General features: G+C 71.4%; 16 protein-coding genes. 14 read left to right on the top strand and 2 right to left on the bottom strand.

Going from position 1 to position 24,603, the window contains the following annotated elements; genetic code table 11:
- Positions 1-174 precede the first annotated feature (174 nt).
- From iolC to J5X86_RS30960, 10 genes are all read left to right on the top strand, one after another.
- Positions 175-1,122, top strand: coding sequence for a 5-dehydro-2-deoxygluconokinase (gene iolC, locus J5X86_RS31005; RefSeq protein WP_208520014.1), 948 nt, complete (start codon positions 175-177; stop codon positions 1,120-1,122).
- An 87-nt stretch (positions 1,123-1,209) separates the two neighbouring features.
- The gene (locus tag J5X86_RS31000) at positions 1,210-2,097 is read left to right on the top strand and encodes a deoxyribose-phosphate aldolase (protein WP_208520013.1); all 888 of its coding nucleotides are present in this window, start codon (positions 1,210-1,212) and stop codon (positions 2,095-2,097) included.
- Positions 2,098-2,168: 71 nt separating this feature from the next.
- On the top strand, positions 2,169-3,086 hold the full coding sequence (gene iolB, locus J5X86_RS30995) for a 5-deoxy-glucuronate isomerase (RefSeq protein WP_208520012.1): 918 nt from the start codon (positions 2,169-2,171) through the stop codon (positions 3,084-3,086).
- Entirely contained in the window at positions 3,083-4,969 is a 1,887-nt protein-coding gene (iolD, locus tag J5X86_RS30990) for a 3D-(3,5/4)-trihydroxycyclohexane-1,2-dione acylhydrolase (decyclizing) (protein WP_208520011.1), read from the top strand. The genes iolB and iolD overlap by 4 nt, the downstream gene beginning before the upstream one ends.
- Before the next feature lie 37 nt (positions 4,970-5,006).
- The gene (locus J5X86_RS30985) at positions 5,007-6,503 is read left to right on the top strand and encodes a CoA-acylating methylmalonate-semialdehyde dehydrogenase (protein WP_208520010.1); all 1,497 of its coding nucleotides are present in this window, start codon (positions 5,007-5,009) and stop codon (positions 6,501-6,503) included.
- A gap of 160 nt (positions 6,504-6,663) precedes the next feature.
- Positions 6,664-9,420 (top strand): hypothetical protein, encoded by a 2,757-nt coding sequence (locus J5X86_RS30980; RefSeq protein WP_208520009.1) that lies wholly within the window; start codon positions 6,664-6,666, stop codon positions 9,418-9,420.
- Positions 9,421-9,513: 93 nt separating this feature from the next.
- Positions 9,514-9,978, top strand: coding sequence for a hypothetical protein (locus J5X86_RS30975; RefSeq protein WP_208520008.1), 465 nt, complete (start codon positions 9,514-9,516; stop codon positions 9,976-9,978).
- An 83-nt stretch (positions 9,979-10,061) separates the two neighbouring features.
- Positions 10,062-12,176, top strand: coding sequence for an FUSC family protein (locus J5X86_RS30970; RefSeq protein ID WP_208520007.1), 2,115 nt, complete (start codon positions 10,062-10,064; stop codon positions 12,174-12,176).
- 139 nt (positions 12,177-12,315) lie between these two features.
- Complete coding sequence (locus J5X86_RS30965) at positions 12,316-13,077, top strand: thioesterase II family protein (protein ID WP_208520006.1); 762 nt, start codon at positions 12,316-12,318, stop codon at positions 13,075-13,077.
- A 103-nt stretch (positions 13,078-13,180) separates the two neighbouring features.
- The gene (locus J5X86_RS30960; protein WP_208520005.1) at positions 13,181-15,991 is read left to right on the top strand and encodes a LuxR family transcriptional regulator; all 2,811 of its coding nucleotides are present in this window, start codon (positions 13,181-13,183) and stop codon (positions 15,989-15,991) included.
- 79 nt (positions 15,992-16,070) lie between these two features.
- Here the strand turns inward: J5X86_RS30960 and J5X86_RS30955 are convergent, their stop codons facing one another.
- Positions 16,071-16,709 (bottom strand): response regulator transcription factor, encoded by a 639-nt coding sequence (locus tag J5X86_RS30955; RefSeq protein WP_208520150.1) that lies wholly within the window; start codon positions 16,707-16,709, stop codon positions 16,071-16,073.
- A 4-nt stretch (positions 16,710-16,713) separates the two neighbouring features.
- Complete coding sequence (locus J5X86_RS30950) at positions 16,714-17,958, bottom strand: sensor histidine kinase (protein ID WP_208520004.1); 1,245 nt, start codon at positions 17,956-17,958, stop codon at positions 16,714-16,716.
- 191 nt (positions 17,959-18,149) lie between these two features.
- On the opposite strand from J5X86_RS30950, the gene J5X86_RS30945 reads away from it, so the two are divergent.
- The 4 genes from J5X86_RS30945 to J5X86_RS30930 all read left to right on the top strand — a co-directional run.
- Complete coding sequence (locus tag J5X86_RS30945) at positions 18,150-18,695, top strand: hypothetical protein (RefSeq protein ID WP_243981880.1); 546 nt, start codon at positions 18,150-18,152, stop codon at positions 18,693-18,695.
- Positions 18,696-18,771: 76 nt separating this feature from the next.
- Positions 18,772-19,272, top strand: a complete 501-nt coding sequence (locus J5X86_RS30940) for a PH domain-containing protein (protein WP_208520002.1) — start codon at positions 18,772-18,774, stop codon at positions 19,270-19,272.
- Positions 19,269-20,816, top strand: coding sequence for a PH domain-containing protein (locus J5X86_RS30935; RefSeq protein WP_208520001.1), 1,548 nt, complete (start codon positions 19,269-19,271; stop codon positions 20,814-20,816). The genes J5X86_RS30940 and J5X86_RS30935 overlap by 4 nt, the downstream gene beginning before the upstream one ends.
- Positions 20,817-21,180: 364 nt before the next feature.
- The coding region (locus J5X86_RS30930; protein ID WP_374229307.1) for a beta-ketoacyl synthase N-terminal-like domain-containing protein at positions 21,181-24,603 on the top strand (3,423 nt) is incomplete at its 3' end.

The raw sequence follows: 24,603 nt of genomic DNA, 5'->3' as shown, positions 1-24,603 counted from the left end.
TCATCTGGACGTAACGACGCGATAACGTACGCCATGGCCCCGGATGATTACGTCAGTATGTAAGGACAAAGCCTTGACAGTGGCTGGGGGACACGTCTAGACCTGAAGGGCCGGGGCACCTCCCGGAATTCTGTGCACCAGACCCTGAGCTGCGTCTTTCCCGAAGGGGCAGGCATGAGTGAGCCGTACGACCTGATCACGATGGGCCGCATCGGAGTGGACCTGTATCCACTGCAGACCGGTGTGCCACTGCCGCAGGTCGAATCGTTCGGAAAGTTTCTCGGCGGCTCGGCGACCAATGTCGCGGTCTCCGCGGCCCGCTTCGGCCGCCGCTCCGCGGTGATCAGCCGCACCGGGGCAGATCCGTTCGGCGACTACATCCACCAGGAGCTGCGGGCCTTCGGGGTGGACGACCGCTTCGTCACCCCCGTCGAGCAGTACCCCACCCCGGTCACCTTCTGCGAGATCTTCCCGCCCGACGACTTTCCGCTGTACTTCTACCGCCGCCCCAAGGCGCCCGATCTGGAGATCCACTCCGATGAGCTGGACTTCGACGCCATCCGCGCCGCCCGGATCTTCTGGATGACCGGCACCGGGCTCAGCGAGGAGCCCAGCCGCACCAGCACCCTCGCCGCGCTCGCCGCCCGGGCCAAGAGCGGCACCACCGTCTTCGACCTCGACTGGCGGCCGATGTTCTGGGCCGACCCGGAGACCGCCCGGCCCTTCTACGCCGAGGCGCTGCGCCATGCGACCGTCGCCGTCGGCAACGTGGACGAATGCGAGATCGCCACCGGTGCGCGCGAGCCCAAGGCGTGCGCGCAGGCGCTGCTGGACGCGGGTGTGGAGCTCGCCATCGTCAAACAGGGCCCCCGCGGGGTGCTCGCCGTGCACCGCGACGGCACCACCGCGGAGGTCCCGCCCGTCCCGGTCGAGGTGGTCAACGGACTCGGCGCGGGCGACGCGTTCGGCGGCGCCCTGTGCCACGGGCTGCTCTCCGGCGGGCCCTTGGAGCGTGTCATGCGGTACGCCAACGCGGCGGGCGCCATCGTCGCGTCCCGCCTCGCCTGCTCCTCCGCGATGCCCACGGAAGCGGAGGTCGAGGCCCTGCTGGGTGGGGGCTGACCCCGGGCGCCAGGCGCTCCCCTCGTCCGGTCACGCGGTCCCCGCGCTCCGTGTGCCCTTCATGAATCGCGAATGCGAGGAAGAATCTTGAGTATCAGCGTTTCCGACCTCGTGACGGTGCGGAGCCGCCACCCGGAGGCCATCGCCGAGGCGGCCGACCGCCGGGTCCGCCGCCCCCTCATCGGTGACAGCGGCCGTCTGATGATCGTGGCCGCCGATCACCCGGCACGCGGCGCCCTCGCCGTCGGTGGCCACAAGCTGGCCATGGCCAACCGGGTCGATCTGCTGGAGCGGCTGTGCGTGGCGCTGTCCCGTCCCGGGGTCGACGGGGTGCTCGCCACCGCCGACATCCTCGAAGACCTGCTGCTGCTCGGCGCTCTCGAGGGCAAGGTCGTCATGGGCTCGATGAACCGTGGCGGCCTCGCCGGGGCCTCGTTCGAGCTCGACGACCGGTTCACCGGACACCGCCCCCAGGACCTGACCCGGCTGCGCTTCGACGCCGGCAAGCTGCTGCTGCGCATCGACTACGACGACGCCGGTTCGCTGACCACCATGGTCACCACGGCCCGCGCCATCGACGAGATGGCCGAGCGGCGGCTGCCTGTCTTCGTCGAGCCGTTCATCTCCCGGCGCACGGGCGGGAAGGTCGTCAACGACCTGAGCGCCGAGGCCGTCACCAAGTCCATAGCCATCGCCTCCGGCCTCGCCGGAACCTCCGCCTACACCTGGCTGAAGGTGCCGGTCACCGACGACGCCGACGAGATGGCGGCGGTGATGGAGACGAGCACCCTGCCGGCGGTGTTGCTCGGCGGCGACGTGGGCAAGTCTCCGCAGGGCCAGGAGGAGGCGTACGAGAAGTGGCGCAAGGCGCTGGGTCTGCCCACCGTGCAGGGGCTGGTCGTCGGGCGCTCCCTGCTCTATCCGGCGGAGGGCAGCGTCGAGACCGCCGTGGACACCGCCGTCGGCCTGTTGTGACGCTACGCAACGTGAGCTACGAAACGTGACGCTACGAGACGTGACGCTACGGAAGGCAGAGACTTCACGCCATGACCACCACTGATCCGTTCCCCGGCTTCCATGTGCAGGCGGGCAAGGCGGCCGACGGCCCCTACGCCGTGGACATCACCCCAGAGCGGGCCGGCTGGGGCTACTCCAGCCTGCGGGTTCTCGAGCTGCCGCCCGGCGGTTCGCACTCCCTGGCCACCGGTGAAAGCGAGTGGATCGTGCTGCCGCTGAGCGGCGGCTGCACCGTGATCGCCGAGGGCGAGGCCTTTGAACTGCACGGCCGGGAGAGCGTGTTCAGCGGGGTGAGCGACTTCGTCTATCTGCCGCGCGACTCCCACGCCCAGATCGCCAGCGGTGCGGGCGGCCGCTTCGCGCTCACCGGCGCCCGCTGCGAGCGGCGGCTGCCCGCGCGCTACGGACCGGCCTCCGCCGTCCCCGTCGAGCTGCGCGGCAGCGGCAACTGCTCGCGCCAGGTGAACAACTTCGGCGCCGCCGGCGTCTTCGAATGCGACAAGCTCATCGCCGTCGAGGTGCTCACCCCGGGCGGCAACTGGTCCTCGTACCCGCCGCACAAGCACGACCAGTGCCGCCCCGGCGAGGAGAGCGAGCTGGAGGAGATCTACTACTTCGAGATCGCCGAGGCCCACGGCAACGAGGGCATCGGCTATCAGCGGGTCTCCCCGTCGGGCCACGGCCGCGGCACCGACGTCCTCGCCGAGGTCCGCTCCGGGGACACCGTCCTGATCCCCGACGGCTGGCACGGCCCCTCCATCGCCGCCCCCGGCCATGACATGTACTACCTCAACGTCATGGCGGGCCCGGAGGAGGAGCGCGCCTGGCTCATCTGCGACCACCCCGACCACGGCTGGATCCGCTCCACCTGGCCGGACCAGCCCGTCGACCCCCGTCTGCCCCTCTATCAAGCACCCGATTCTGCACCCGCTGGAGACCCACGATGACCGCTTCGGCAGTGCGCCGCCTGACCGTCGCCCAGGCGCTGGTGGAGTTCCTCGCCCACCAGTACACCGAGCGGGACGGGCGCCGGCATCGCCTGATCAACGCCACCTGGGGCATCTTCGGCCACGGCAATGTGGCCGGGCTCGGCCAGGCGCTGCTGGAGTCCGGGCCGGACACCATGCCGTATCTCCAGGGCCGTAACGAGCAGGCGATGGTGCACGCCGCGGTCGGCTACGCCCGCCAGAACAACCGGCTCGCCGCCCAGGCCGTCACCACCTCCATCGGCCCCGGCGCCACCAACCTCGTCACCGGCGCGGCGCTCGCCACCGTCAACCGGCTGCCGGTGCTGCTGCTGCCCGGCGACATCTTCGCCACCCGGCCCGCCGACCCGGTGCTGCAGCAGCTCGAAGTCCCGTACGCGGGCGACATCTCGGTGAACGACGCGCTGCGCCCGGTCTCCCGCTACTTCGACCGGGTGATGCGCCCCGAGGCGCTGATCCCGGCCGCGCTGCAGGCCATGCGGGTGCTGGCCGACCCGGCCGAGACCGGCGCCGTCACCCTGGCCCTTCCGCAGGACGTCCAGGCCGAGGCGTTCGACTGGCCCGAGGAGTTCTTCGCGGACCGGGTGTGGCATGTCCGCCGCCCCGCCCCCGAAGCGTCCGAGGTGGCCGCCGCCGGGCGGGCGGTCCGCGCCGCCCGCCGGCCGCTGATCGTCGCGGGCGGCGGGGTCCACCACAGCGAGGCCGAGGACGCGCTGCGCGCGCTCGTCGACGCGACCGGCATCCCGGTGGCCTCCACCCAGGCGGGCAAGGGCTCGCTGCGCTACGACCACCCCGCCGACATCGGCGGGATCGGCCACACCGGCACCGCCGTCGCCGACGACCTCGCCCGCACCGCCGACCTGGTCATCGGCGTGGGCACCCGCTACAGCGACTTCACCACCGCCTCCGCGACCCTGTTCGCGGACCCGGCCGTGCGCTTCCTCAACCTCAACATCACGCCGTTCGACGCCCACAAGCTGGGTGCCACCACCGTGGTCGCCGACGCCCGCGCCGCGCTCGAAGCGCTCACCGCCGAGCTGGCAGGCCACCGGGTCGACGAGACGTACGAGGCCGAGTACCGCACCGGCAAGGCCGCGTGGGAGCGCCGGGTGGACGCCGCGTACGCCGCCGGGGACGAGACCGCCCGCCCGTCCCAGACCCAGGTGCTGGGCGCGCTGGACGCGGTCGTCGGCGACGAGGACGTGGTGATCAACGCGGCGGGCTCGCTGCCGGGCGACCTCCACAAGCTGTGGCGCGCCCGCTCCCCGCGCCAGTACCACCTGGAGTACGGCTACTCCTGCATGGGCTACGAGATCCCCGGTGCCATCGGCGTACGGCTCGCGGCGCCCGCCACCCCGGTCTGGGCGCTGGTCGGCGACGGTACGTATCTGATGATGCCCACCGAGATCGTCACCGCGGTCCAGGAGGGCATCAACATCAACATCGTGCTGCTCCAGAACCACGGCTACGCCTCGATCGGCGGTCTTTCGGAGACCACCGGCGCCGAGCGCTTCGGCACCGCCTACCGCTACCGGGCGGCCGACGGGCAGTACACCGGCGATCCGCTCCCGGTCGATCTGGCCGCCAACGCCGCCTCGCTGGGCATGGACGTGCTGCGCGCGAAGAGCGTGGGCGAGCTGCGCGAGGCGCTGGCCGCGGCGCGCGCCTCGGACCGGCCCACATGTGTCTATGTGGAGACCGAAACGGCCGACACAGTGTCCGGCGCACCCGAGGCACAGGCGTGGTGGGATGTGCCTGTCGCCCAGACCGCGACCCGTCCGGCCGCCGTGAAGGCCCGCGAGGACTACAACCGGCAGGCCGCCGCACGCCGCCGCCACCTCTGACGTTTCTGACGTTTTTCGAGAGAAAGGCTCCGCACCCATGAAGACCGTCAACCACTGGATCGGCGGAAAGACCGCCGAGGGCGCGACCGGCGCGTACGGACCGGTCTACAACCCCGCCACCGGCGCCCAGGACACCCAGGTCGCCCTGGCCTCCGTGGAAGAGGTCGACACGGCCGTGGCCGCGGCCAAGGAGGCGTTCCGCTCCTGGGGCACGGTGTCCCTGTCCAAGCGCACCGCGATCCTCTACAAGTACCGCGAGCTGCTGGACGCCCACCGCGACGAGATCGCCGAGCTGATCACCGCCGAGCACGGCAAGGTCCACTCGGACGCGCTCGGCGAGGTGGCCCGTGGTCTGGAGATCGTGGAGCTGGCCTGCGGGATCGCCGAGAAGCTGAAGGGCGAGCTGTCCACCCAGGTCTCCACCGGGGTCGATGTGTCCTCGATCCGCCAGCCGCTCGGGGTGGTCGCGGGCATCACGCCGTTCAACTTCCCGGCGATGGTGCCGATGTGGATGTTCCCGGTGGCCATCGCCTGCGGTAACACCTTCGTCCTCAAGCCCAGCGAGAAGGACCCCTCGGCCTCCCGCCGGCTGGCCGAGCTGGCCACCGAGGCGGGGCTGCCGGACGGGGTGCTCAATGTCGTCAACGGCGACAAGGTGGCCGTCGACCGGCTGCTGGAGCACCCGGACATCGCGGCCGTCAGCTTCGTCGGCTCCACGCCGATCGCGAAGTACATCCAGTCCAGGGCCATCGAGCACGGCAAGCGGGTGCAGGCGCTGGGCGGTGCCAAGAACCACATGCTGGTGCTGCCCGACGCGGACCTGGACTTCGCCGCGGACAACGCCATCAACGCGGCCTACGGCTCGGCCGGTGAGCGCTGCATGGCGGTCTCCGTCGTCGTCGCGGTCGGCGACATCGGCGACGACCTGGTGAAGAAGATCGCCGACCGGGCCGCCCGCCTGCGCATCGGCCCCGGGAACGACCCGGCCTCCGAAATGGGCCCGCTGATCACCAAGGAGCACCGCGACAAGGTCGCCGGTTATGTGCACGGGGCCGCGGCCCAGGGCGCCGAGGTGGTCGTGGACGGCACGGGGTACAGCGTCGAAGGCCATGAGAATGGCTTCTTCATCGGCGTCTCGCTGCTGGACAAGGTCCCGCCGACGGCCGACGCCTACCGTGACGAGATCTTCGGCCCGGTGCTGTGCGTGGTGCGCGCCGAGACCTACGACGAGGCCATCGAGCTGATCAACAGCTCCAACTGGGGCAACGGCACGGCCATCTTCACCCGCGACGGCGGCGCCGCCCGCCGCTTCCAGCTCGAGGTCGAGGCGGGCATGGTCGGCGTCAATGTGCCGATCCCGGTGCCGGTGGGCTACCACTCCTTCGGCGGCTGGAAGGACTCGCTCTTCGGCGACCACCACATCTACGGCAACGACGGGGTGCACTTCTACACCCGTGGCAAGGTCGTCACCACCCGCTGGCCGGAGCCGTCGGAGGAGGTCGGCATCAACCTCGGGTTCCCGAAGAACCACTGAGGCGTAGGCGACGAACCACTGAGGCGTATGTGACGTGTGATTCGCACGTTTGAGTGGTTTCCCCCGCCCCCTGCCGGACCCGGTCCGGCAGGGGGTTTCGCCGTCTCGGGGGCCGGGGATCCCAGGCCCACGGAGAAAACGGGGGAAAGCGGGGGGCGGCATGTCTGGGTTCACGGAGGGGGAAGGGGCCGAGGAGTTCATCGAGGCGCTCAAGGGCGCCGTGGAGCCTCGGGACCGGAAGGCCAAGGGGCGGGATCTGCTGCCGCCCGTGCTGCTGCTCGCCGACGGCGAGCGGGCGGCGGCCCACGCCCATCAGGCGATGCGGGGGCTGCGCCGGATGCTCTATCCCGACGGCGCCAAGCGGGTGCCGTACGCGGCGCTCGGCCCCGATGAGATCCGCGACGCCGCCGGGCGGCGGCCGCTGACGCTCGACCTCGGCCGCGAGCTGTGCGTCGATGTGCCCCGCCGCACCGGCCGCCTGCGGCTCACCGACTTCTTCCTGACGCGGGACATCGTCGAGCAGGCGCTGGACCCGCGGGCTCCCGAGCCGGATGGCCGCGCGCTGCGCGACCACTGCTACGCACAGCGGATCGCCCGAGGGCCGCTGCTGCGGGCGTTATGGGCGCTCGGCGGCGACAGCGCGGAGGGCGGCACGGCGGGGCCGGGGTGGGTCGCGGAGCTGCGCCGGCTGCTGATGCGCCCCCTCTTTCAACTGCTGCCGCGCTGGTGGTGGGGGCGGCGCGGCACCCGCCTGCTGCTGCGCTCCACCCGGCGCGGCTGGTACGCCGACTGGCGGCGCATCAGCCATGGCCGCACCGCCGAGGACTTCTTCGAGAACGCCGCGCGGCTGCTGCGCGCCGAGCGCGGACGCGACCCGGAGGCGGCGGTCGGCCGGTGGGAGGAGCTGCTGCTGCATGCGCTGCTGGCGGATCTGCGGCGCGCGGCCCGGCCGGGCCGGATCTCGCCCTGGCGGCGCCGGCGGCGAACCCGGTGTGTCTTTCTGCTGGAGCTGCCGGAGGACGCCGCCGGTGCGGCGGCCGGGGAGCGCTTCCTGGAGCGGTACGCAGAGGCCGCCCGGGACACCCGGTGCGCGGCGGTCGTGGTGGTGGCCGTGTCCCCGGCGGACGGGGTGGGCGTATCCCGGGCGGACGGGGCGGCCGTGTCCTCGGAGGGCGGAGCGGCCTCGTCCCCGGCGGGCGGGGCGGCCGCGGGGGAGAGCGGCGGGCTGGGCCGCGCGGCCGCCAGGCTGCGCGGCGCGAGCGGGATGCCGTCGCGTGCGCCCCGGCCGTTGCGGGCCGCGCTGCCCGCACCCGTGCCGGAGTCGGAGGGGCTGGACCTCGACCCCGTCTCGCCGCGCACCTTCCGGCTCGGTCCGGCCGCCGAGCTGGCCCTGACCGGGGTGGTGGTGGCGGCTCTGCTGAGCGCGCCGGGCGTGTGGCTGCTGGACCGGGTCACGGACGAGCCGGACCGCGGCTGTCTGGGCGGCGCGGCCAGCGAGGTCGTCGCGGGCCGGCCCGAGTTGAGCGCGGACTCGCCCCGGAAGCAGTACGAGGACGCCCGGCGGCTGATCCGCGAGGAGAATGCACGGGTGGACCGCGAGGTCGGGGACGGCGACGGCACCGCCCGTACGGTGGTGCACATCGGCTCGGACGTGGCCGCCGACCAGGAGGGCCAGCGGTACAACGCGGCCGTGCCCGAGCTGCGCGGTATCGCACTGGCCCAGCGCGCGCTGAACGACGAGGCGCGCAATGACTCCCAGAAGGTGTGGCTGCGCATCGACAGCCGTAACGCGGGGGACGACTTCGGACACGCGCCGCGCATCGCCCGCCAGGTCGCCGAGGACGCCCGGAAGAAGGGCTCCGGGATCATCGGCGTGGTGGGCTTCTCCAAGAGCCTGAAGCAGACCCAGGAGGCCGTGCGGATCCTGGGCGGCGCGCGGATCCCGGTTGTGGGCACCACGGCCACGGCGGATCTGATGCAGGTGGACGGGTACTACCGCAGGGTGGCGCCCACCAACAGCCGTGAGGCCGCGATCGAGGCCGACTTCGCCCGCCGGGGCAACATCATGGACGACGGCACCGGGAGCTGCTCCCCGGCCCGCGCCGCCGTGGTCGTCAAGGACCCCCGGGATCTGTACAGCGATGAGATAGGGACGCTGTTCGCCGAGCGGTTCGGCGCCCGGCCGTTCACCCTGGAGTACACCCCCGGCGGCCGGTCCGGCGATATCGCCCAGGGGCCGGGGCAGGACGGTGTCGCCCGTGAGGACAGCATCGGCGAGCTGGCCGACGCGGTGTGCGAGCGGGTCATCGCCAACCCCCGTACGGTCGTCTACTGGGCCTCCCGCGCCCTCCAGTTCAGCGCGTTCCTCGACGACTTCGGGGACAACACCGCGTGCGAGGGCAGAAAGCTGACGGTGCTCGGCGGCAATGACCTCACCACCGCCGCCCTCGCCGGTGAGTACGCGGACCGTCCCTGGCTGCGGCTGTACCACACCGTCCATGTGCTGCCCGCGGGCCATCCGCGGCTGAGCGATATCGCCAAGAAGTTCAACGCCGACTACGCCAGGGACTTCGGATCCCATGACCTGTGGCGCGACGACGGGCGGGCCGCCCTGGCGTACGACGCGATGCAGTTGATGGCCGAGGCGGCCAACCGGGCCTTCCGCAGCACCGACAACGTGGAGCGCTCCAATGTGCAGATCGGCCTCGACAACGGCATCCGGAAACAGGGCGCCAGCGGCTATCTGGACGTCGGGCGGGGCCGCTCGGTGCCCCGGGACAAGCCGCTGGTGATCCTGCACCACACCGACCGGGGCTCGGAGCCGGTGCTCTACTGCGGCGCCTTCACCCAGAATCCGGCCGGGCGGGCGACGCACTGGGGGCCGCAGGGGAAGTTCTCATGTCCCAGGGACAGTTGAGGCAACCATTGGCGGGGCTGAAGGGTCTTCCTGTGTGCTCGCCCGCATAAGGGGCGAATCATCAAAGCAAGACCGTATACAGGGGGATTTGTCATGTCTGTTGTGATGCGCTCACTTCGCTCCCGTGCCGCGGTGGCCGGCGGCTGTGTGGCCGCGCTCGGCCTCGGATTCGCGCTGGCCGCCGGGTCGCCCGCCTCGGCCGCCGCGCAGACCGACCCGAACGGCCGCTACACCGCCGAGGAGATCCACCACTTCCTGGAGGGCTTCTACGGGAACCACGGCCCGCGCGCCTGGGAGCGGGAGCACCTGGTCTCGGATCAGCTCAAGGAGGAGGCCGCCCAGACGCCCGGCTTCGACCTGCTGCTGTGCGCGCAGAACCAGCCGGAGGACATCGAGGTCGGCGAGGTGACCACGGCCCAGTCCGCGCGGGTCGGCTGGGCGACCATCACCACCCACTGGGGCCAGGAGCCGGAGACCCACACCTTCACCGCGTATGTGGACCTCGACGGCAGTCGGCCGCTCCAGCTCCTCCAGGTGGACTGCGAGCCCGGGGACTGATCCCCGCCAGGGGCCGGACCCGGGGGAAACCAGAGCGGAACGGTTGGTTCAGTTCTCCCGGGGCCACCCCGTAGTCTCGCCGCATGACCTGGTCGCACGCGTTGAAGGAGACCTCCCGGACCGGCCTTGCGATCGAACGCATCAGGATGGAGCCGCTGGTCGCGCTCCGCGGTGCGTGCGGGGTGGCGATCGTCATCGGGATGGCGTTGTGGCTCGGCTCGCCGACGCTCGCCGTCTCGGCGGCCTTCGGCGCCTTCTCGGCCGGGATCGCCACCTTCCAGCGCAGTTGGCGCCCCCGCCCCTGGCTGGCGCTGGCCGCCGCGGCCGGTCTCGCGGTGAGCACCTTCCTCGGCTATCTGGCCGCCACCCACACCCTCACCTTCGTCATCATGCTCGCCGTATGGACGCTGATGACGGGCATGTCATGGGCGGTCGGCCCGGTCTCCGGGCTGGTCTCCACCCAGATGGTGGCCGTCATGCTGATCACGGTCACGCTGCCGACCTCGACCCTGGGCGCCCTGGGGCACGCCCTGCTGGTCGGGCTCGGCGGCGTGGTGCAGGCCGCGCTGATCGTGCTCTTTCCGGTACGCCCGTGGGGTGTGCAGCGCGACGCCCTCGCGGACGCGCTCGCCGCCGTCGCGGACTACGCCCGCAAGCTGCGCTACGAACCGGTGGCGCACTTCGACCCCAAGCCGCTGATGGAGGCCCGCAGCGCCGCCGCCCTGACCCCGCGTCAGGCCCGGCGCCGTCCCCGGCAGCTACGCGGCTACCGGCTGCTGGCCGAGCGGATCCGTCCGGTGCTCGCCTCGCTCGCCGACCCGGTGGTCGGTGCCCCCGAGGAGGGGCCCGAGCGCGACCGGGTGCGGGAACTGCTGGCCGCCACGGGCACCGTGCTGGACGCGGTGGCCCACGCCATCCGCCACGGCACACCGGTGCGGGTGCCCTCCGACGCCATGTCCGTCCTGCGGATGCCGGAGGACGGGCCGAAGCTGAGCGGGGCCGCCCGCCGTGCCGCGCTGCGGCTCTTCTCGCTGGTGGCGGACGTGGTGGAGGCGTCCGATGAGCCGGTGGAGGAGGTGTCCGCCGAAGGCCGGACGGTCCACCGCTTCCTGCCCCGCCCCGGTATCCCGGGCACCGTGACCATGGCGCTGCGCTCCATCCGCCGCGAGGCCCGCTGGTCCTCGCCGGTACTGCGCCACGCGGTGCGCCTGTGCGCGGTCAGCGTCAGCGGCTATCTGCTGAGCACGGCCCTGCCGCTGGGGCACTCCTACTGGGCGCCGCTGACCTCCACGATGGTGCTGCGGCCGGACTTCGCCCAGACGTACTCCCGCGGTGTCGCCCGCTTCCTGGGCACCCTGGCCGGTGTGCTGGTCGGTGGCGGGGTGGTGGCACTGGTCCACCCCGGCTCCTACCTGAGCGCCGGGCTGGCCGTGGTCTGCGTCCTGGCGATGTACCTACTGCTGCGCACCGGTTTCATCGTGACCTCCGCGTGCGTGAGCGCGTACGTGGTCTTCCTGCTCAGCATCGCGGGCGAGGCATGGGGCCAGACCGTGCAGGCGCGGGTGGCGCTGACCCTGCTCGGCGGGGTGCTGGCGATGGTCGCGTACGCGGTCTTCCCCGCCTGGGAGACACCGCGGCTGCGGGACCGGCTCGCGGACTGGCTGACCGCGAACGGCTCCTTCGCCACCGCCGTCTTCGACGCCTACGCCCGCCCCGCCGACCGCCGCCCCCGCCAGGTGCGGGACGCCCTGCTGGACGCCCGCGCTGCGCGGGCGGCCTGGGAGCAGAGCGAGTCACAGGCCCACCGGGAACCGGTGCGCCACCGCGGACTGTCGCAGCGGGCGGCGCGGGCGGCGCAGACGGCGCTGTCCACGATGGGACGAGTCGTCATGCTGCTGGAGGCGCATCTGCCGGAGCGCGACGCGGCGCCGTCCGAAGGGGCCGGGGACTTCGCCGCGGCACTGCGGCAGGCGATCCCGAAGGCGGTCGAGGCGGTACGGCAGCGGCGGCCGCTGGACTGGGAGGCGGTACACCAGTCGCTGGCGCGGTGGCAGCAGCGGGCCGGGGACCGTCCGGGGGTGGCGCTGCGCGACGCCGAGCAACTCGTGCACGCCCTGGACGATCTGGCGGAGGCGCTCAGCAGGAGTGCACGACAGTCGCACACGCCCCGGGGTCCCAGTCAAGGAGAATCCCCCTAGACTAGGGGTGCCCCCTACATCAATGGGCGTGTTAATCATGGAGGGGCAGTGCTGTGCCGAGGTGCCCTGGATGCACGCCCGGTAGGCTCTGCCGTCTGCCCGCACGGATTGCCTGACGAGTGAAAGAACTTCCCTACGCATGGGTGCACAGCGAGAAGACAGCGTCTGGATACGACGATTCCATCCGGCGCCCGAGAGTCGCGCCCGTCTGATTTGTCTGCCGCACGCCGGTGGTTCGGCGTCGTTCTTCTTCCCGATGTCACAAACGCTTTCGTCGTCCGCGGATGTCCTGTGCGTGCAGTATCCGGGGCGTCAGGACCGGCGGCAGGACCCGCTGATCGAGAACATCGACGAGTACGCCGACGCCATCGCCGCGGAGTTGAAGCCGTGGCTCGATCTCCCGGTCGTCTTCTTCGGCCACAGCATGGGCGCCGTTCTCGCGTTCGAGGTGACCCGGCGGCTGGAGGAGGCCGACGCGGAGTTCTCCGCGCTCGCCCTCTTCGCGTCGGGCCGCCGGGCGCCCTCCCGTTACCGCGATGAGAATGTGCACCGGCGCGATGACGACGGCGTCGTACGCGAGATGAAGCTGCTGAGCGGCACCGATTCCCGCGTCCTCGGAAATGAGGAGATTCTGCGCATGGCGATGCCGGCGATCCGCGGTGACTACAAGGCGATCGAGACCTACCGCTCCGCGCCCGGCGCCGCCGTCCGCTCGCCGATCACCGTGCTGACCGGCGACAACGACCCCAGGACCAGCCTCGAAGAGGCGGAGGCATGGCGGTCGCACACCACCGACGCGTTCGACATCCGGGTGTTCCCTGGTGGTCACTTCTTCTTGGCCGGGCATCAAGAGCCGATTATGAGTCTCGTCGCGGAGCGGCTTTCGGGGTCGAGACCCTGACCCGGGCGCTTCAGGAACCTGGCCGACGTACTGGAAAACACCACTCGTCACGCTTGTTGCCCCCGGCAGTCCGTTGGAGGCATCAGGTGGCGTTCATCGGGGGATGAATTCTTTGCCTGCGAACCTCTTCGAATGGGAGAACCACCTCTCCGCCCTGCGCGAAATGCTGCGCGGCGCGACCCAGGGCAGGGGCCGGCTGGCTCTGGTCAGCGGCGCGGTGGCCAGTGGGAAGACCACGCTGCTGAACACCTTTGCCGAACAGGCCATCGAAAGCGGCGCGTTGCTCCTGGAAGCGACCGGTTCGAGAGCCGAGAGAGACCTTCCGTTCGGGATTATCCGGAAGATTTTCGACAACGGCGCGATGCCCTCCGAAGTGCGATCCGAAGTGATCGCACTGCTTGACGGAAACGGGCTGGAAACCACCGCCGCGGGACGCATGCACGTGATGTCCCAGATTTCCTCGGTACTGCTGCGGATGGTCGACGATCGCACTCTTGTCGTCCTCGTCGACGATGTGCACTGCGGTGACGATCAGTCGCTGCAATTCCTGCTCCACCTGGCCCGTCGGGTGCGTCAGGCGAAGGTTCTCATCGTCCTCACCGAATCCCCCCGGCTTCGTCAGGAACAGTTCACCTTCCACGCCGAACTGCTCCGCCAGCCCAACTGCGTCCGCATGCGGCTGCACATGCTCACCGAGTCGGGCGTCGCCGAGGCACTGTCCGGCTTCCTGTCCGCCACCGTCGCCGCCCGCCTCGCCCCCGAGTGCCACCGCGTCTCCGGTGGCAACCCGATGCTGCTGCGCGCCCTGCTGGAGGACTGGCGGACCGTTGGTGAGCACGGCGAGGCCCAGCAGCGCCCCGCGCCCGGCGAGGCGTTCGCCCACGCCGTCCTCGGCTGTCTGCACCGGGGCGAGCCCGAGGTGCTGGAGGTCGCCCGCGGGGTCGCCGTCCTCGGCGACGCCCGCTCCCCACGGCTGCTCGGCCAGCTCCTCGACCTGAGCGTCAGCACGGTCCAGCAGGGCGTCCAGGACCTGCACCAGTGCGCCATCCTGGAGCACAACGCCTTCCGCGACGAGGTGGCCCGTACCGCGGTGCTCGACGCGACCCCCGCGACCGCCCGCGGCGCCTTGCACGCCCGCGCCGCCCGGCTGCTGCACGCCGACGGCGCCTCCGCCCTCGACGTCGCCCGCCAACTGGTCTCCGCCCGGCAGGACGACGAGCGCTGGACCGTCCCCGTCCTGCGCGAGGCCGCCGAATTCGCCCTGGTCGAGGAGGAGTTGGAGTTCGCGCTCCGCTGCCTGGCGCACGCCCACCACGCCTGCGGGCCCGGCCCCGAGCGCACCGCGCTCAAGGCCCGGCTGGTCAGCATCGCCTGGCGGATCGGCCCGGCCGCCGCCGAGAGCCATCTGCCGGAGCTCATCGAGGACGCCGAGCGGGGCCGGCTCGCCCCGCGCGACGTCGCCCCGATCACCTCCTACCTCATCTGGTCGGGACGGCTGGACGAGGCGGCCGACACCGTCGCCGCGCTGGCCCGCTCGGCCGGCACCGGCGACGACCCCGCGATGACCGCCGCCGTCTCCGCCTCCGCCCAGTGGCTGACGATGCTCAGCCCCCCGCTGCGCGACCGCCTCCCCACCGTCGGGACCGGCGTCACGGCGGCCACCGGCGCCCCCCGCGACATGGCCTACCTGGCCTACGCCCACGCCGCCGCCACCATGTCCGCCGCGCTCACCGAGGGCCAGGCCGACCGGGCCGTCATCGAGGCGGAGCGGGTCCTGCAGCGCCACCACCTGAGCGACAGCACCCTCCAGCCGCTGGTCATCGCGCTGCTGGCGCTGGTCCTGGCCGGCCGGCTCGACCTCGCCCTGTCCTGGTGCGAGCGGCTGCTGGGCGAATGCTCCGCCCGCCGCGTCCCCACCTGGCAGGCGCTGCTGTCCGCCGTACGGGCCGAGATCGCGCTGCGCCAGGGCGATCTGCAGGTCGCCGCGCACCAGGCGCGCACCGCGATGTCGCGGATCTCGGTCCAGGGCTGGGGTGTGGGCATCGGGCTGCTGCTGTCCACCCTGATCCAGGCCGAGACCGGGATGGGCCACTACGACGAGGCCATGGCGCTGCTCGAACAGCCCCTGCCCGACGAGCTCTTCCAGACCCTCCCCGGGCTGTTCTACCTGCGGGCGAGGGGCCGCTGCCATCTGGCCACCGGCCGCTACCACGCCGCGCTCGGCGACTTCACGGCCGCCGGTGAGCTGATGGACGCCTGGCGGATGGACATGCCCCTGCTGAGCCCCTGGCGGGTGGACGCCGCCGAGACCTGGCTGGCCCTCGGTGACCCCAAGCGCGCCCGCGCGCTGGCCGAGGAGCAGTTGCGGCTGGGCCCGGAGGACGCCCGGCTGCGCGGCGCTCTGCTGGTGGTCCTGGCCCGCACCGACGAGCTCAAGCGCCGGGTGCCCCGGCTCAAGGAGGCTGTCGAGATCCTGGAGGGCGGCGACGACCGCATCCAGCTCGCCATCGCCCTCGGTGAACTCGGCCGCGCCTACCGCTCACTGGGCGACTTCAACCGGGGCCGGGTGTTCGTCCGCAAGGCGTGGCATGTGGCCAAGACCTGCGGCGCCGATCCGCTGTGCCGTGAGCTGATGCCCCGGCACGCGGACGCCGGTGAGTTCGCGGCGGCCGCCGCCCAGCCGGGCCAGGGTGCCGAGCAGCAGCGCGATGTGGAGGCGCTGACCGAGGCGGAGGTGCGGATCGCGGTGCTGGCCGCGCACGGCAACACCAACCGGGAGATCGCGTCCAAGCTGTTCGTCACCGTCAGCACCGTGGAGCAGCACCTGACCCGCATCTACCGCAAGCTGAACGTCAAGCGGCGCCGTGACCTGCCCGCCAAGCTCTCGGACAGCAGCCTGACGGGGACGGTGTAGAGGGGGCTACCCGCGGTCGTAAACCCGCGGGGCTACCCGTGGTCGTAAAGCCGCGGTCGTAAACCCCGTCACGGCCGCGCTAGCTCAAGAACCCGCGCTCCATCGCCTTCATCACCGCGGCCGTACGGTCGGAGACGCCGAGCTTCTTGAACGAGCGCAGCAGATGCGTCTTGACCGTGGCCTCGCTGACGAACAGCTCGGCGCCGATCTCGGCGTTGGTCAGCCCCCGGCCGACCAGCCGCAGCACCTCGCGCTCACGGCTGGAGAGCGGGGACGGCTCGACCGTCCGGGAGCGGAAGAGCTTGCCCGCCAGCGACGGGGTGAGCACCGTCTCGCCACGCGCCGCGGTCTGCACCGCGTCGATCAGCTCCTGGCGTGAACTGCCCTTCAGCAGATAGCCCGCGGCGCCCGCCTCCACCGCGCGCAGGATGTCGGAGTCGTCCTCGTACGTGGTCACGATGACCACCTTGCAGCCCGGCACCTGCCGCAGGATCTGCCCGGTGGCCTCGACCCCGTCCATCCCGCCCATGCGCAGATCCAGCAGGGTGATGTCCGGCCGCAGCGCGACCGCCTGGACCACCGCCTCCTCGCCGGAACCGGCCTGCCCGACCACCGTGATCCCCTCGGCGGACTCCAGCATGGCGCTCAGCCCCTCCCGCACCACGGGATGGTCATCGGCCAGCAAGACCCTGATGGGGCCGCTCGGATTGCCCGGCATATCCTCAGCCACTCACTGCCTCCCCGGTCAGCGCCGTCACCGGCACGCTCACCTCCACGGTGGTGCCCCGTCCGGGGCTGCTGGTCACGGACGCCACCCCGTCGATTTCCTCCACCCGGGCCTGCATCCCGCGCAGCCCGTAGCCTTCCTGGGTGCCGTCCGGGGTGAAACCCTCGCCGTCGTCGCGGACCAGCAGCCGGACGCCGCCCTGGTCGAAGACCACGATCACATCCACCGTACGGGCCTGATGGGCGTGCTTGCGCACATTGGCGATGGCCTCCTGCACCGTGCGCAGCAGCACCACGCTCACCGCCATCGGCAGCGGCTTCTCCTCGCCCATCACCGAACACCGCACCTCCAGGCCGGTCTCGGCGATCAGCCCCTCCGCCTGCCGCCGCACCGCCTGGGAGAGCGAACCGCCGCGCAGCGCGGGCGGGGTGAGGGCGGCCACGAAGTCACGGGCCTCGGCGAGCGACTCCTTGGCCACCCGCCCGGCCAGCGAAAGATGGTTCACCGCCTGGTCCGGGGCGTCGCGCACCTCTGACTCGGCCGCCTGCACCAGGCTGATGATGCTGGTCAGGCCCTGCGCCAGGGTGTCGTGGATCTCCCGGGCCAGCCGCTCGCGTTCGGCCGAGATACCGGCCTCGTGGGAGAGCCGGGCCACCCGCTCCCGGCTGCGCTGCAACTCCTCGATGAGCTGCCCGCGCCCCTTGCTCTGCCGCACCACCCGCTTGATCCACAGCCCCAGCAGCATCGACAGCGCGATGCTCAGCAGCGAGATGGGCAGGACGCCCAGGACGCTCAGCCCCAGGTCCTCCCCGATGAACGCCACCACCAGCACGGGGCAGAGATTGGCCACCGTGGCCAGCACCACCGCCCAGACCATCGGCAGGCTCATGATCAGCATCGGGATGACGGCGAACAGCGCGAACGCGCCGATGAGGTTGAACGCCGTGGTGACGCAGAACAACGCCACCAGGCCCGCCGCGAACACCAGGTTCCGCGGGCCGTAGGTGTCCTCGATCATCAGCGTCCGGCCCACCGCCGCGTACCACGGCACGCACAGCGTCAGCGCGGCGATCGGGATGGAGTGGCTTGCCTGGGAGCCGCTGGAGAGGAAGAGCAGGATCGCTGTGACGAGATAGGAGACGGCGAAGAAGCCGTCCCACAGGCCGAACCAGCGGGTGCCGGACTCGGGACCGTAGTACGCCCCGGTCTGCGAGCCCTCCCCCGGAGAGTGATTGCGCACGCGCTCAGTACTACCACGCGTGTCCACCGTGTCCACCGGACGGTTGACAGCCAGAACCCACCGTTCAGTCGTCTCGCGGCGGCCGGTCCGCTTCTAGCGTTGAGCCAGGTGGGACGGAGAGTCGTCACACCGCCTGCACATCACCCTTTTTGGCTTGGAGAACGTCCCGTATGCCACAGATGAGCCAGTTCATGTCCGCACTGATCGCCAGTGGCACGATCCTGATCATCATCCTGGCGACCGACATCGGCCGCCGCCGCATCACCACGATGCGGATGGTGCGCTCGGTCATCGCCGTGGCCATCGTCATCGCGATCTTCGTCGAGTCCTTCCCGACCAAGGGCAACGACCTCTCCCTGCAGCTCGTGGGCGTCGGTACCGGTGTCATCTGCGGTCTGATCGCCGGAGTGCTGCTGCCCGCCTACAAGGACGCCACGTCCGGTGACCTCTACACCATCGGTGGCATCGGCTACGCCCTGGTGTGGATCGTCCTCTCCGGCGGACGCATCCTCTTCGCCTACGGCGCCGAGCACTGGTTCACCATGGACCTGGTCAAGTTCTCCATCGACTACAAGATCAGCGGTCAGGACACCTACGCCAACGCCTTCGTCTTCATGTCGCTGGCCATGGTGCTGACCCGTACCGCCGTGCTGCTGGCCAAGATGCGCAAGCTGAAGGGCCAGGACACCGCGAGCGGCCCGCTGCCGCAGCAGACCACCACCGGTGCGTCGGTCTGAACGGCCTGATTTCATAGTCCACCAACCCCGCCGGGCCCGCCCCGGCACCCGCCAGACGCAAGAGCAGGGTGAAGCAGTGGAACGCCATGACAACCTGAGGCTCCGACCGCCTCGGCACCGGGTCGACCGCCGTGCGATCGGCTGGTGGACCGTGCAGTCCGCGGTCTTCGCCCTGCCTCTGCCGCTCGTCTTCGGGATCCTGTGGGCTTCCATCCCCCCCACGCGTGAGTTCTTCATGTGGGCCACGCTGATCTCGCTGGTCCCCGGGCTGCTCTACATGGCCGTCATGCCGGCCTGGCGCTACCGGGTCCACCGCTGGGAGGCCACCAACGAGGCGGTCTACGCGGCCTCCGGCTGGCTCTGGCAGCAGTGGCGGGTCGTTCCGCTCTCCCGGGTCCAGACCGTGGACACCCTGCGCGGCCCGATCCAGCAGATGTTCGGGCTCTCCGGCGTCACCGTGACCACCGCCTCCGCCGCGGGCGCGGTGAAGATCAAGGGCATCGACCACAAGATGGCGGCGGACCTGGTCGAGTACCTGGCCAAGTCCACCCAGGCCGTCCCGGGAGACGCCACATGACGTCGGACACCACCGTGCGGCCGTCCTCTCACGAGGCCGGCCAGGACTGGGGGCGGCTCAACAGCCGGCTGCTCCTGGTCAACCTGTCCATCCTCGCCGCACCGGTGGCCATGTTCCTGGTCAGCCTCGCGGTCACCGGCGGCGACACCAACCTCCAGGTCATCATCACCCTCGGCTCGCTGTTCGTGACCTTCCTGGTCATCAGCGGCATCGGGCTGATGCGGCTGTTCACCACCCGCTACCGGCTCACCGAGGACCGCTTCGAGCTCCACACCGGTCTGCTCTTCCGCAGCGAGCGCTCGGTCCCGATCGGCCGCATCCGCGGTGTCGACCTCACCGCCAACCCGGTCCACCGGATCTTCGGCCTCACCACGCTGCGGATCGACAGCGGGGACCAGAGCGACGCCGCCGCGCGCAGGCTCGCCCTCGACGGCATCACCAAGGCCGAGGCCCTGGAGCTGCGCGGCCGGATCATCGCCCTGCGCGACGCCGGCCAGGCCCGGCCGGTGGCCGACAGCGACGGTGTGCTCAGCCGGCTGGACTGGTCCTGGCTGCGCTACGGCCCGCTGACCCTGTGGGGCGTGGGCGGTGTCTTCATCGCCGCGGCCAGTGCGTACCGCACCCTGAGCGAGCTCCAGGTCGACCCGCTCGACCTCGGCATCATCAAGGACCTCGAGAACCGCTTTGGCACCATTCCGCTCTGGTACGGAGCCCTGCTGGCCGCCGTCCTCATCGTCGTCCTCGGCATGATCGGCTCGACCGCCACCTTCATCGAGAACTGGGCCGGTTACGAGCTGCGCCGCGAGGACGGCGGGATCTTCCGCATCCGCCGCGGACTGCTGGCCACCCGTTCCGTGAGCATCGAGGAACGCCATCTGCGCGGCCTCGAACTCGTCGAGCCCATCCCGCTGCGCTGGGCCAAGGGCGCCAAGCTCAACGCCGTCGCCAGCGGCCTGGGCAACCAGGAGGACAACCGCAGGCGCCGCGCCCTGACCCCGCCCACCCCGCGCGGCGAGGCCCTGCGGGTCGCCGCCGAGGCGCTGCCGACCGGCCCCGGTCTGATCGAGCGCAAGGGTCTTCTCCCGCACCCCCGGGCGGCCCTGCGACGCCGGATCAACCGCGCCCTCATCTGGTCGGTCCTGATCGCGGCCGTCCCGGTGGGCCTGGGCCTGTGGCTCGGCTCCTGGCTCGTCATCACCGGCGTGATCACCGGTGTGGTGCTGGTGCCGGTCCTGGTGGCGTTCGCCTTCAACGCCTACCACAGCCTCGGCCATCTCCTGCGCGGCGGCTTCCTGGTGATGTGCTCCGGGGCGTTCGCCCGCCGCACCGTCGCCCATCAGCGTGAGGCCATCATCGGCTGGAAGTTCTCCCGGACGCCGTTCCAGCGCCGGGTCGGGCTGATCACCCTCGGCGCCACCACCGCCGCCGGTGAAGGCGTCTACCACGTGTACGACCTGACCGAAGGCCAGGGAATCGCCCTCGCAGAGACCGCGGTACCGGGGCTGCTCGCTCCGTTCATCGAGAGAGCCCCCGACCGCGGCTGACACCACCCCGAGACCAACTGGCGATCCCCCGAGAGGTGGAGGGGCGGACCGAAAGGCCGCCCCTCCACCTCTGAACCCCTCCACCTCTGAACCCCTCCACCTCTGAAGCCCTCCACCTCTGAAAAATTGAATACTGGGCGCATTATTTGCTCGAGATCCTTGTCGCCACCGGAATTCTCATGCACTCTGGTGAATTAAGCGTGGCCATTGCCCGCTGCCCCCCGGATACGGGACCCCAAAGGGATGATAGGGGTCCATAGGGGGTTTGAAGGGGTTTCTAGCCGCCCTGCCCTGTGTAAAGCTGACGTACGGTCTTGGTGTTATGTCTGCGAGGGTAATGGGGCGCGCGATGGTGAGTGAGTCCGTGGATTTCACGCCCGAGCACACCGAAATGGGGGGCACGAGCCCCGAGGAAGCGTCCCCGTGGCGGGACCGGCTCGCCGGAATCCCCGAGGCCGAGCGCGCCGAGGCCCTCACCGCCTGGGTCGGCGAGATCGTCGAGCAGGCCCTCAAGGACAAGGCGCCGGACCTCCTCGACCCCGAGCGCCCCTTCCTCGACCTGGGCTTCGACTCCCTCGCCACGGTCGACCTGCACGCCCGGCTGACCGCCGCCACCGGACTGCGACTGCCGGTCACCCTCGCCTTCGACCACCCCACCCCCGCCGACCTCGCCCGCCATGTGCGCGCCGAACTGCTCGGTGAGAACGACGGCTCCGACGCGTCCTCGGCCGACGCCACAATGGGCCCGATCGCCGCCGACGAGCCCATCGCCATTGTCGGAATGAGCTGCCGATTCCCCGGTTCGGCCGGCTCTCCCGAAGAACTGTGGGAAATCGTCGCGGGCGGAAAAGACGTCATCTCCGAATTCCCGGTGACCCGGGGCTGGGATCTCGCCGGGCTTTACGACCCCGACCCGGACAAGGCAGGCAGCAGCTATACCCGCGAAGGCGGATTCCTGCACGACGCCGATGAGTTCGATCCGGCGTTCTTCGGTATTTCGCCGCGCGAGGCCCTCGCGATGGATCCGCAGCAGCGGCTGCTGATGGAGACCTCCTGGGAGGTCTTCGAACGCGCCGGTATCGACCCCGCGACCCTCCGGGGCGGCCGGGCCGGTGTGTTCGTCGGCGCCGAGACCCAGGACTACGGCCCCCGGCTGCACGAGGCCGAACAGGGCTTCGAGGGCTACCTGGTCACCGGCAACGCCGCCAGCGTGGCCTCCGGCCGGATCGCCTACACCTTCGGCTTCGAAGGCCCCACCGTCACCGTCGACACCGCGTGCTCCTCCTCCCTGGTCGCGCTCCACCTGGCCGTCCAGGCGCTGCGCGCGGGCGAGTGCACCATGGCGCTCGCCGGTGGCGCGGCGGTCATGGCCAACCCCGGCTCGTTCATCGCCTTCAGCCGCCAGCGCGGCCTCGCCGCCGACGGACGCTGCAAGCCGTTCGCCGCCGCCGCCGACGGCACCGCCTGGGGCGAGGGCGTCGGCATGCTGCTCGTCGAACGGCTCTCGGACGCCCGGAAGAACGGCCACCGGGTGCTCGCCGTCGTTCGCGGCACCGCCATCAACCAGGACGGCGCCAGCAACGGCCTCACCGCCCCCAGCGGCCCCGCCCAGCAGCGCGTCATCCGCCAGGCACTCGCCAACGCCGGACTGTCGTCCGGTGAGGTCGACGCCGTCGAGGCCCACGGCACCGGTACGACGCTGGGCGACCCCATCGAGGCCCAGGCACTGCTCGCCACCTACGGCCAGGAGCGCGCGGCGGACCGGCCGCTGTGGCTCGGCTCGCTCAAGTCCAACATCGGCCACACCCAGTCCGCGGCCGGTGTCGGCGGCATCATCAAGATGGTCATGGCGATGCGCCACGGCGTTCTGCCGCGCAGCCTGCACATCGACGAGCCGACCCCGCATGTCGACTGGACCGCAGGTGACATCGAGCTGCTGACCGAGGCGCGGCCCTGGCCGGAGAGCGACCGCCCGCGCCGCGCGGGCGTCTCCTCGTTCGGCATGAGCGGCACCAACGCCCACGCCATCATCGAACAGCCCCCGGCCGACGGCGAGGAGCGGAACGAAGCCGAGGACCCCGATGGCGAGGGCTCCGCGGAACCCGCCGTCCTGCCCTGGGCCCTGTCCGCGAAGACCACCGACGCCCTCCGCGGCCAGGCCGAACGGCTGCACACGCTGCTGGAGGCCGACCCCGGGCTCGCCCTCACCGACATCGGCCACTCCCTGGCCACCACCCGCGCCACCTTCGAGCAGCGCGCCGTGCTCCTCGCCGGCGACCGCGACGGCTTCCTCGCCGCCCTGCGCACCCTCGCCGAGGACGGCGCCGCACCGACCGTCGTACGCGGCGCCCCCGCCGCCGGAAAGCTCGCCCTGCTCTTCACCGGACAGGGCAGCCAGCGCCTCGACATGGGCCGCGAGCTCTACGACGCCTACCCCGTCTTCGCCGAAGCCCTCGACGACGCCTGCTGGTACCTCGAGGAACAGCTCGAACACCCGCTCCTCGACGTGCTCTTCGCCGAGGAGGGCGGCCCCGAGGCCGCCCTCCTCGACCGCACCGACTACACCCAGCCCGCCCTGTTCGCCGTCGAGGTCGCGCTCTACCGCCTCGTCGAGTCCTGGGGACTGCGCCCCGAACTGCTCGCCGGACACTCCATCGGCGAGCTCGCCGCCGCCCATGTGGCGGGTGTGCTGTCCCTGGAGGACGCCGCCGCGCTGGTGGCGGCCCGTGGCCGGTTGATGCAGGAGCTTCCGGCCGGTGGCGCGATGATCGCGGTGCAGGCGTCGGAGGACGAGGTACTGCCGCTGCTCGCCGGACGCGAGGACCGGATCGGCATCGCCGCCGTCAACGGCCACCACTCCGTCGTCGTCTCGGGCGACGAGGACGCGGCGCTGGAGATCGCGGCGTCCTTCGAGGAGCGGGGCCGCAAGACCAAGCGGCTCACCGTCAGCCACGCGTTCCACTCCCCGCTCATGGACGGCATGCTCGCCGAATTCCGGCGCGTCGCCCAGGTGCTGGACTACGCACCGCCGCGCATCCCCGTGGTCTCCACCGTCACCGGGCGCGTCGCCACCGCCGAGGAGCTGTGCTCGCCCGAGTACTGGGTGCGCCATGTCCGCGAGGCCGTCCGCTTCCTGGACGGTATGCGGACGCTGGCCGACAAGGGCGCCACCACCTTCCTGGAGCTCGGCCCCGACGCCGTGCTCACCGCCATGGCCCAGGACTGTCTGCCCGACGCCGACGGCACCGCGTACGCCGCCACGCTGCGCGGCGGACGCCCCGAGGCCGAAACCCTGACCGCGGCCGTGGCACTGGCGTACGTCCGGGGCAAGAAGGCCGACTGGGCCGCCCCGTACGCCACCACCGGCGCCCGCACGATCGACCTGCCCACCTACGCCTTCCAGCGCCAGCAGTACTGGCTCAACGCCCCGGCCCCGGCCCTGGCCGGATCGGCGGAGGCCGCCGCGTCGGGCTCGGCGGTCGATGGGCGGTTCTGGGATGTGGTGGAGCGCGGGGATGTGGCCGCGTTGGCTGCGGAGTTGGCGGTGGATCCGGGGGTTTCGCTGGGTGAGGTGTTGCCGGCGTTGTCGTCGTGGCGGCGGCAGGAGTCGGTGCGTTCGGCGGTGGATGGTTGGCGTTACCGGGTGTCGTGGAGGCCGGTGACGGAGCGGTCGGCGGCCGGGGTTTTGGGTGGCTGCTGGGTCGTGGTCGTCCCGGTGGATGGGGCCGAGGGTGTGTGGGCCTCGGGTGTGGTGCGGTTGCTGGCCGGGCGTGGTGTGGATGTGCGG

It is taken from the genome of Streptomyces sp. NEAU-YJ-81, assembly GCF_017592595.1.
Classification (GTDB): Bacteria; Actinomycetota; Actinomycetes; order Streptomycetales; family Streptomycetaceae; genus Streptomyces; species Streptomyces hygroscopicus_B.
This window is presented reverse-complemented; position numbering and strand designations above follow the sequence as displayed.

Coding starts and splice junctions, on each gene's coding strand:
- iolC (WP_208520014.1), top strand. CDS start 175: ATGAGTGAGCCGTACGACCTGATCACGATGGGCCGCATCGGAGTGGAC.
- iolB (WP_208520012.1), top strand. CDS start 2,169: ATGACCACCACTGATCCGTTCCCCGGCTTCCATGTGCAGGCGGGCAAG.
- iolD (WP_208520011.1), top strand. CDS start 3,083: ATGACCGCTTCGGCAGTGCGCCGCCTGACCGTCGCCCAGGCGCTGGTG.
- J5X86_RS30985 (WP_208520010.1), top strand. CDS start 5,007: ATGAAGACCGTCAACCACTGGATCGGCGGAAAGACCGCCGAGGGCGCG.
- J5X86_RS30980 (WP_208520009.1), top strand. CDS start 6,664: ATGTCTGGGTTCACGGAGGGGGAAGGGGCCGAGGAGTTCATCGAGGCG.
- J5X86_RS30975 (WP_208520008.1), top strand. CDS start 9,514: ATGTCTGTTGTGATGCGCTCACTTCGCTCCCGTGCCGCGGTGGCCGGC.
- J5X86_RS30970 (WP_208520007.1), top strand. CDS start 10,062: ATGACCTGGTCGCACGCGTTGAAGGAGACCTCCCGGACCGGCCTTGCG.
- J5X86_RS30965 (WP_208520006.1), top strand. CDS start 12,316: ATGGGTGCACAGCGAGAAGACAGCGTCTGGATACGACGATTCCATCCG.
- J5X86_RS30960 (WP_208520005.1), top strand. CDS start 13,181: ATGAATTCTTTGCCTGCGAACCTCTTCGAATGGGAGAACCACCTCTCC.
- J5X86_RS30955 (WP_208520150.1), bottom strand. CDS start 16,709: ATGCCGGGCAATCCGAGCGGCCCCATCAGGGTCTTGCTGGCCGATGAC.
- J5X86_RS30945 (WP_243981880.1), top strand. CDS start 18,150: ATGTCCGCACTGATCGCCAGTGGCACGATCCTGATCATCATCCTGGCG.
- J5X86_RS30935 (WP_208520001.1), top strand. CDS start 19,269: ATGACGTCGGACACCACCGTGCGGCCGTCCTCTCACGAGGCCGGCCAG.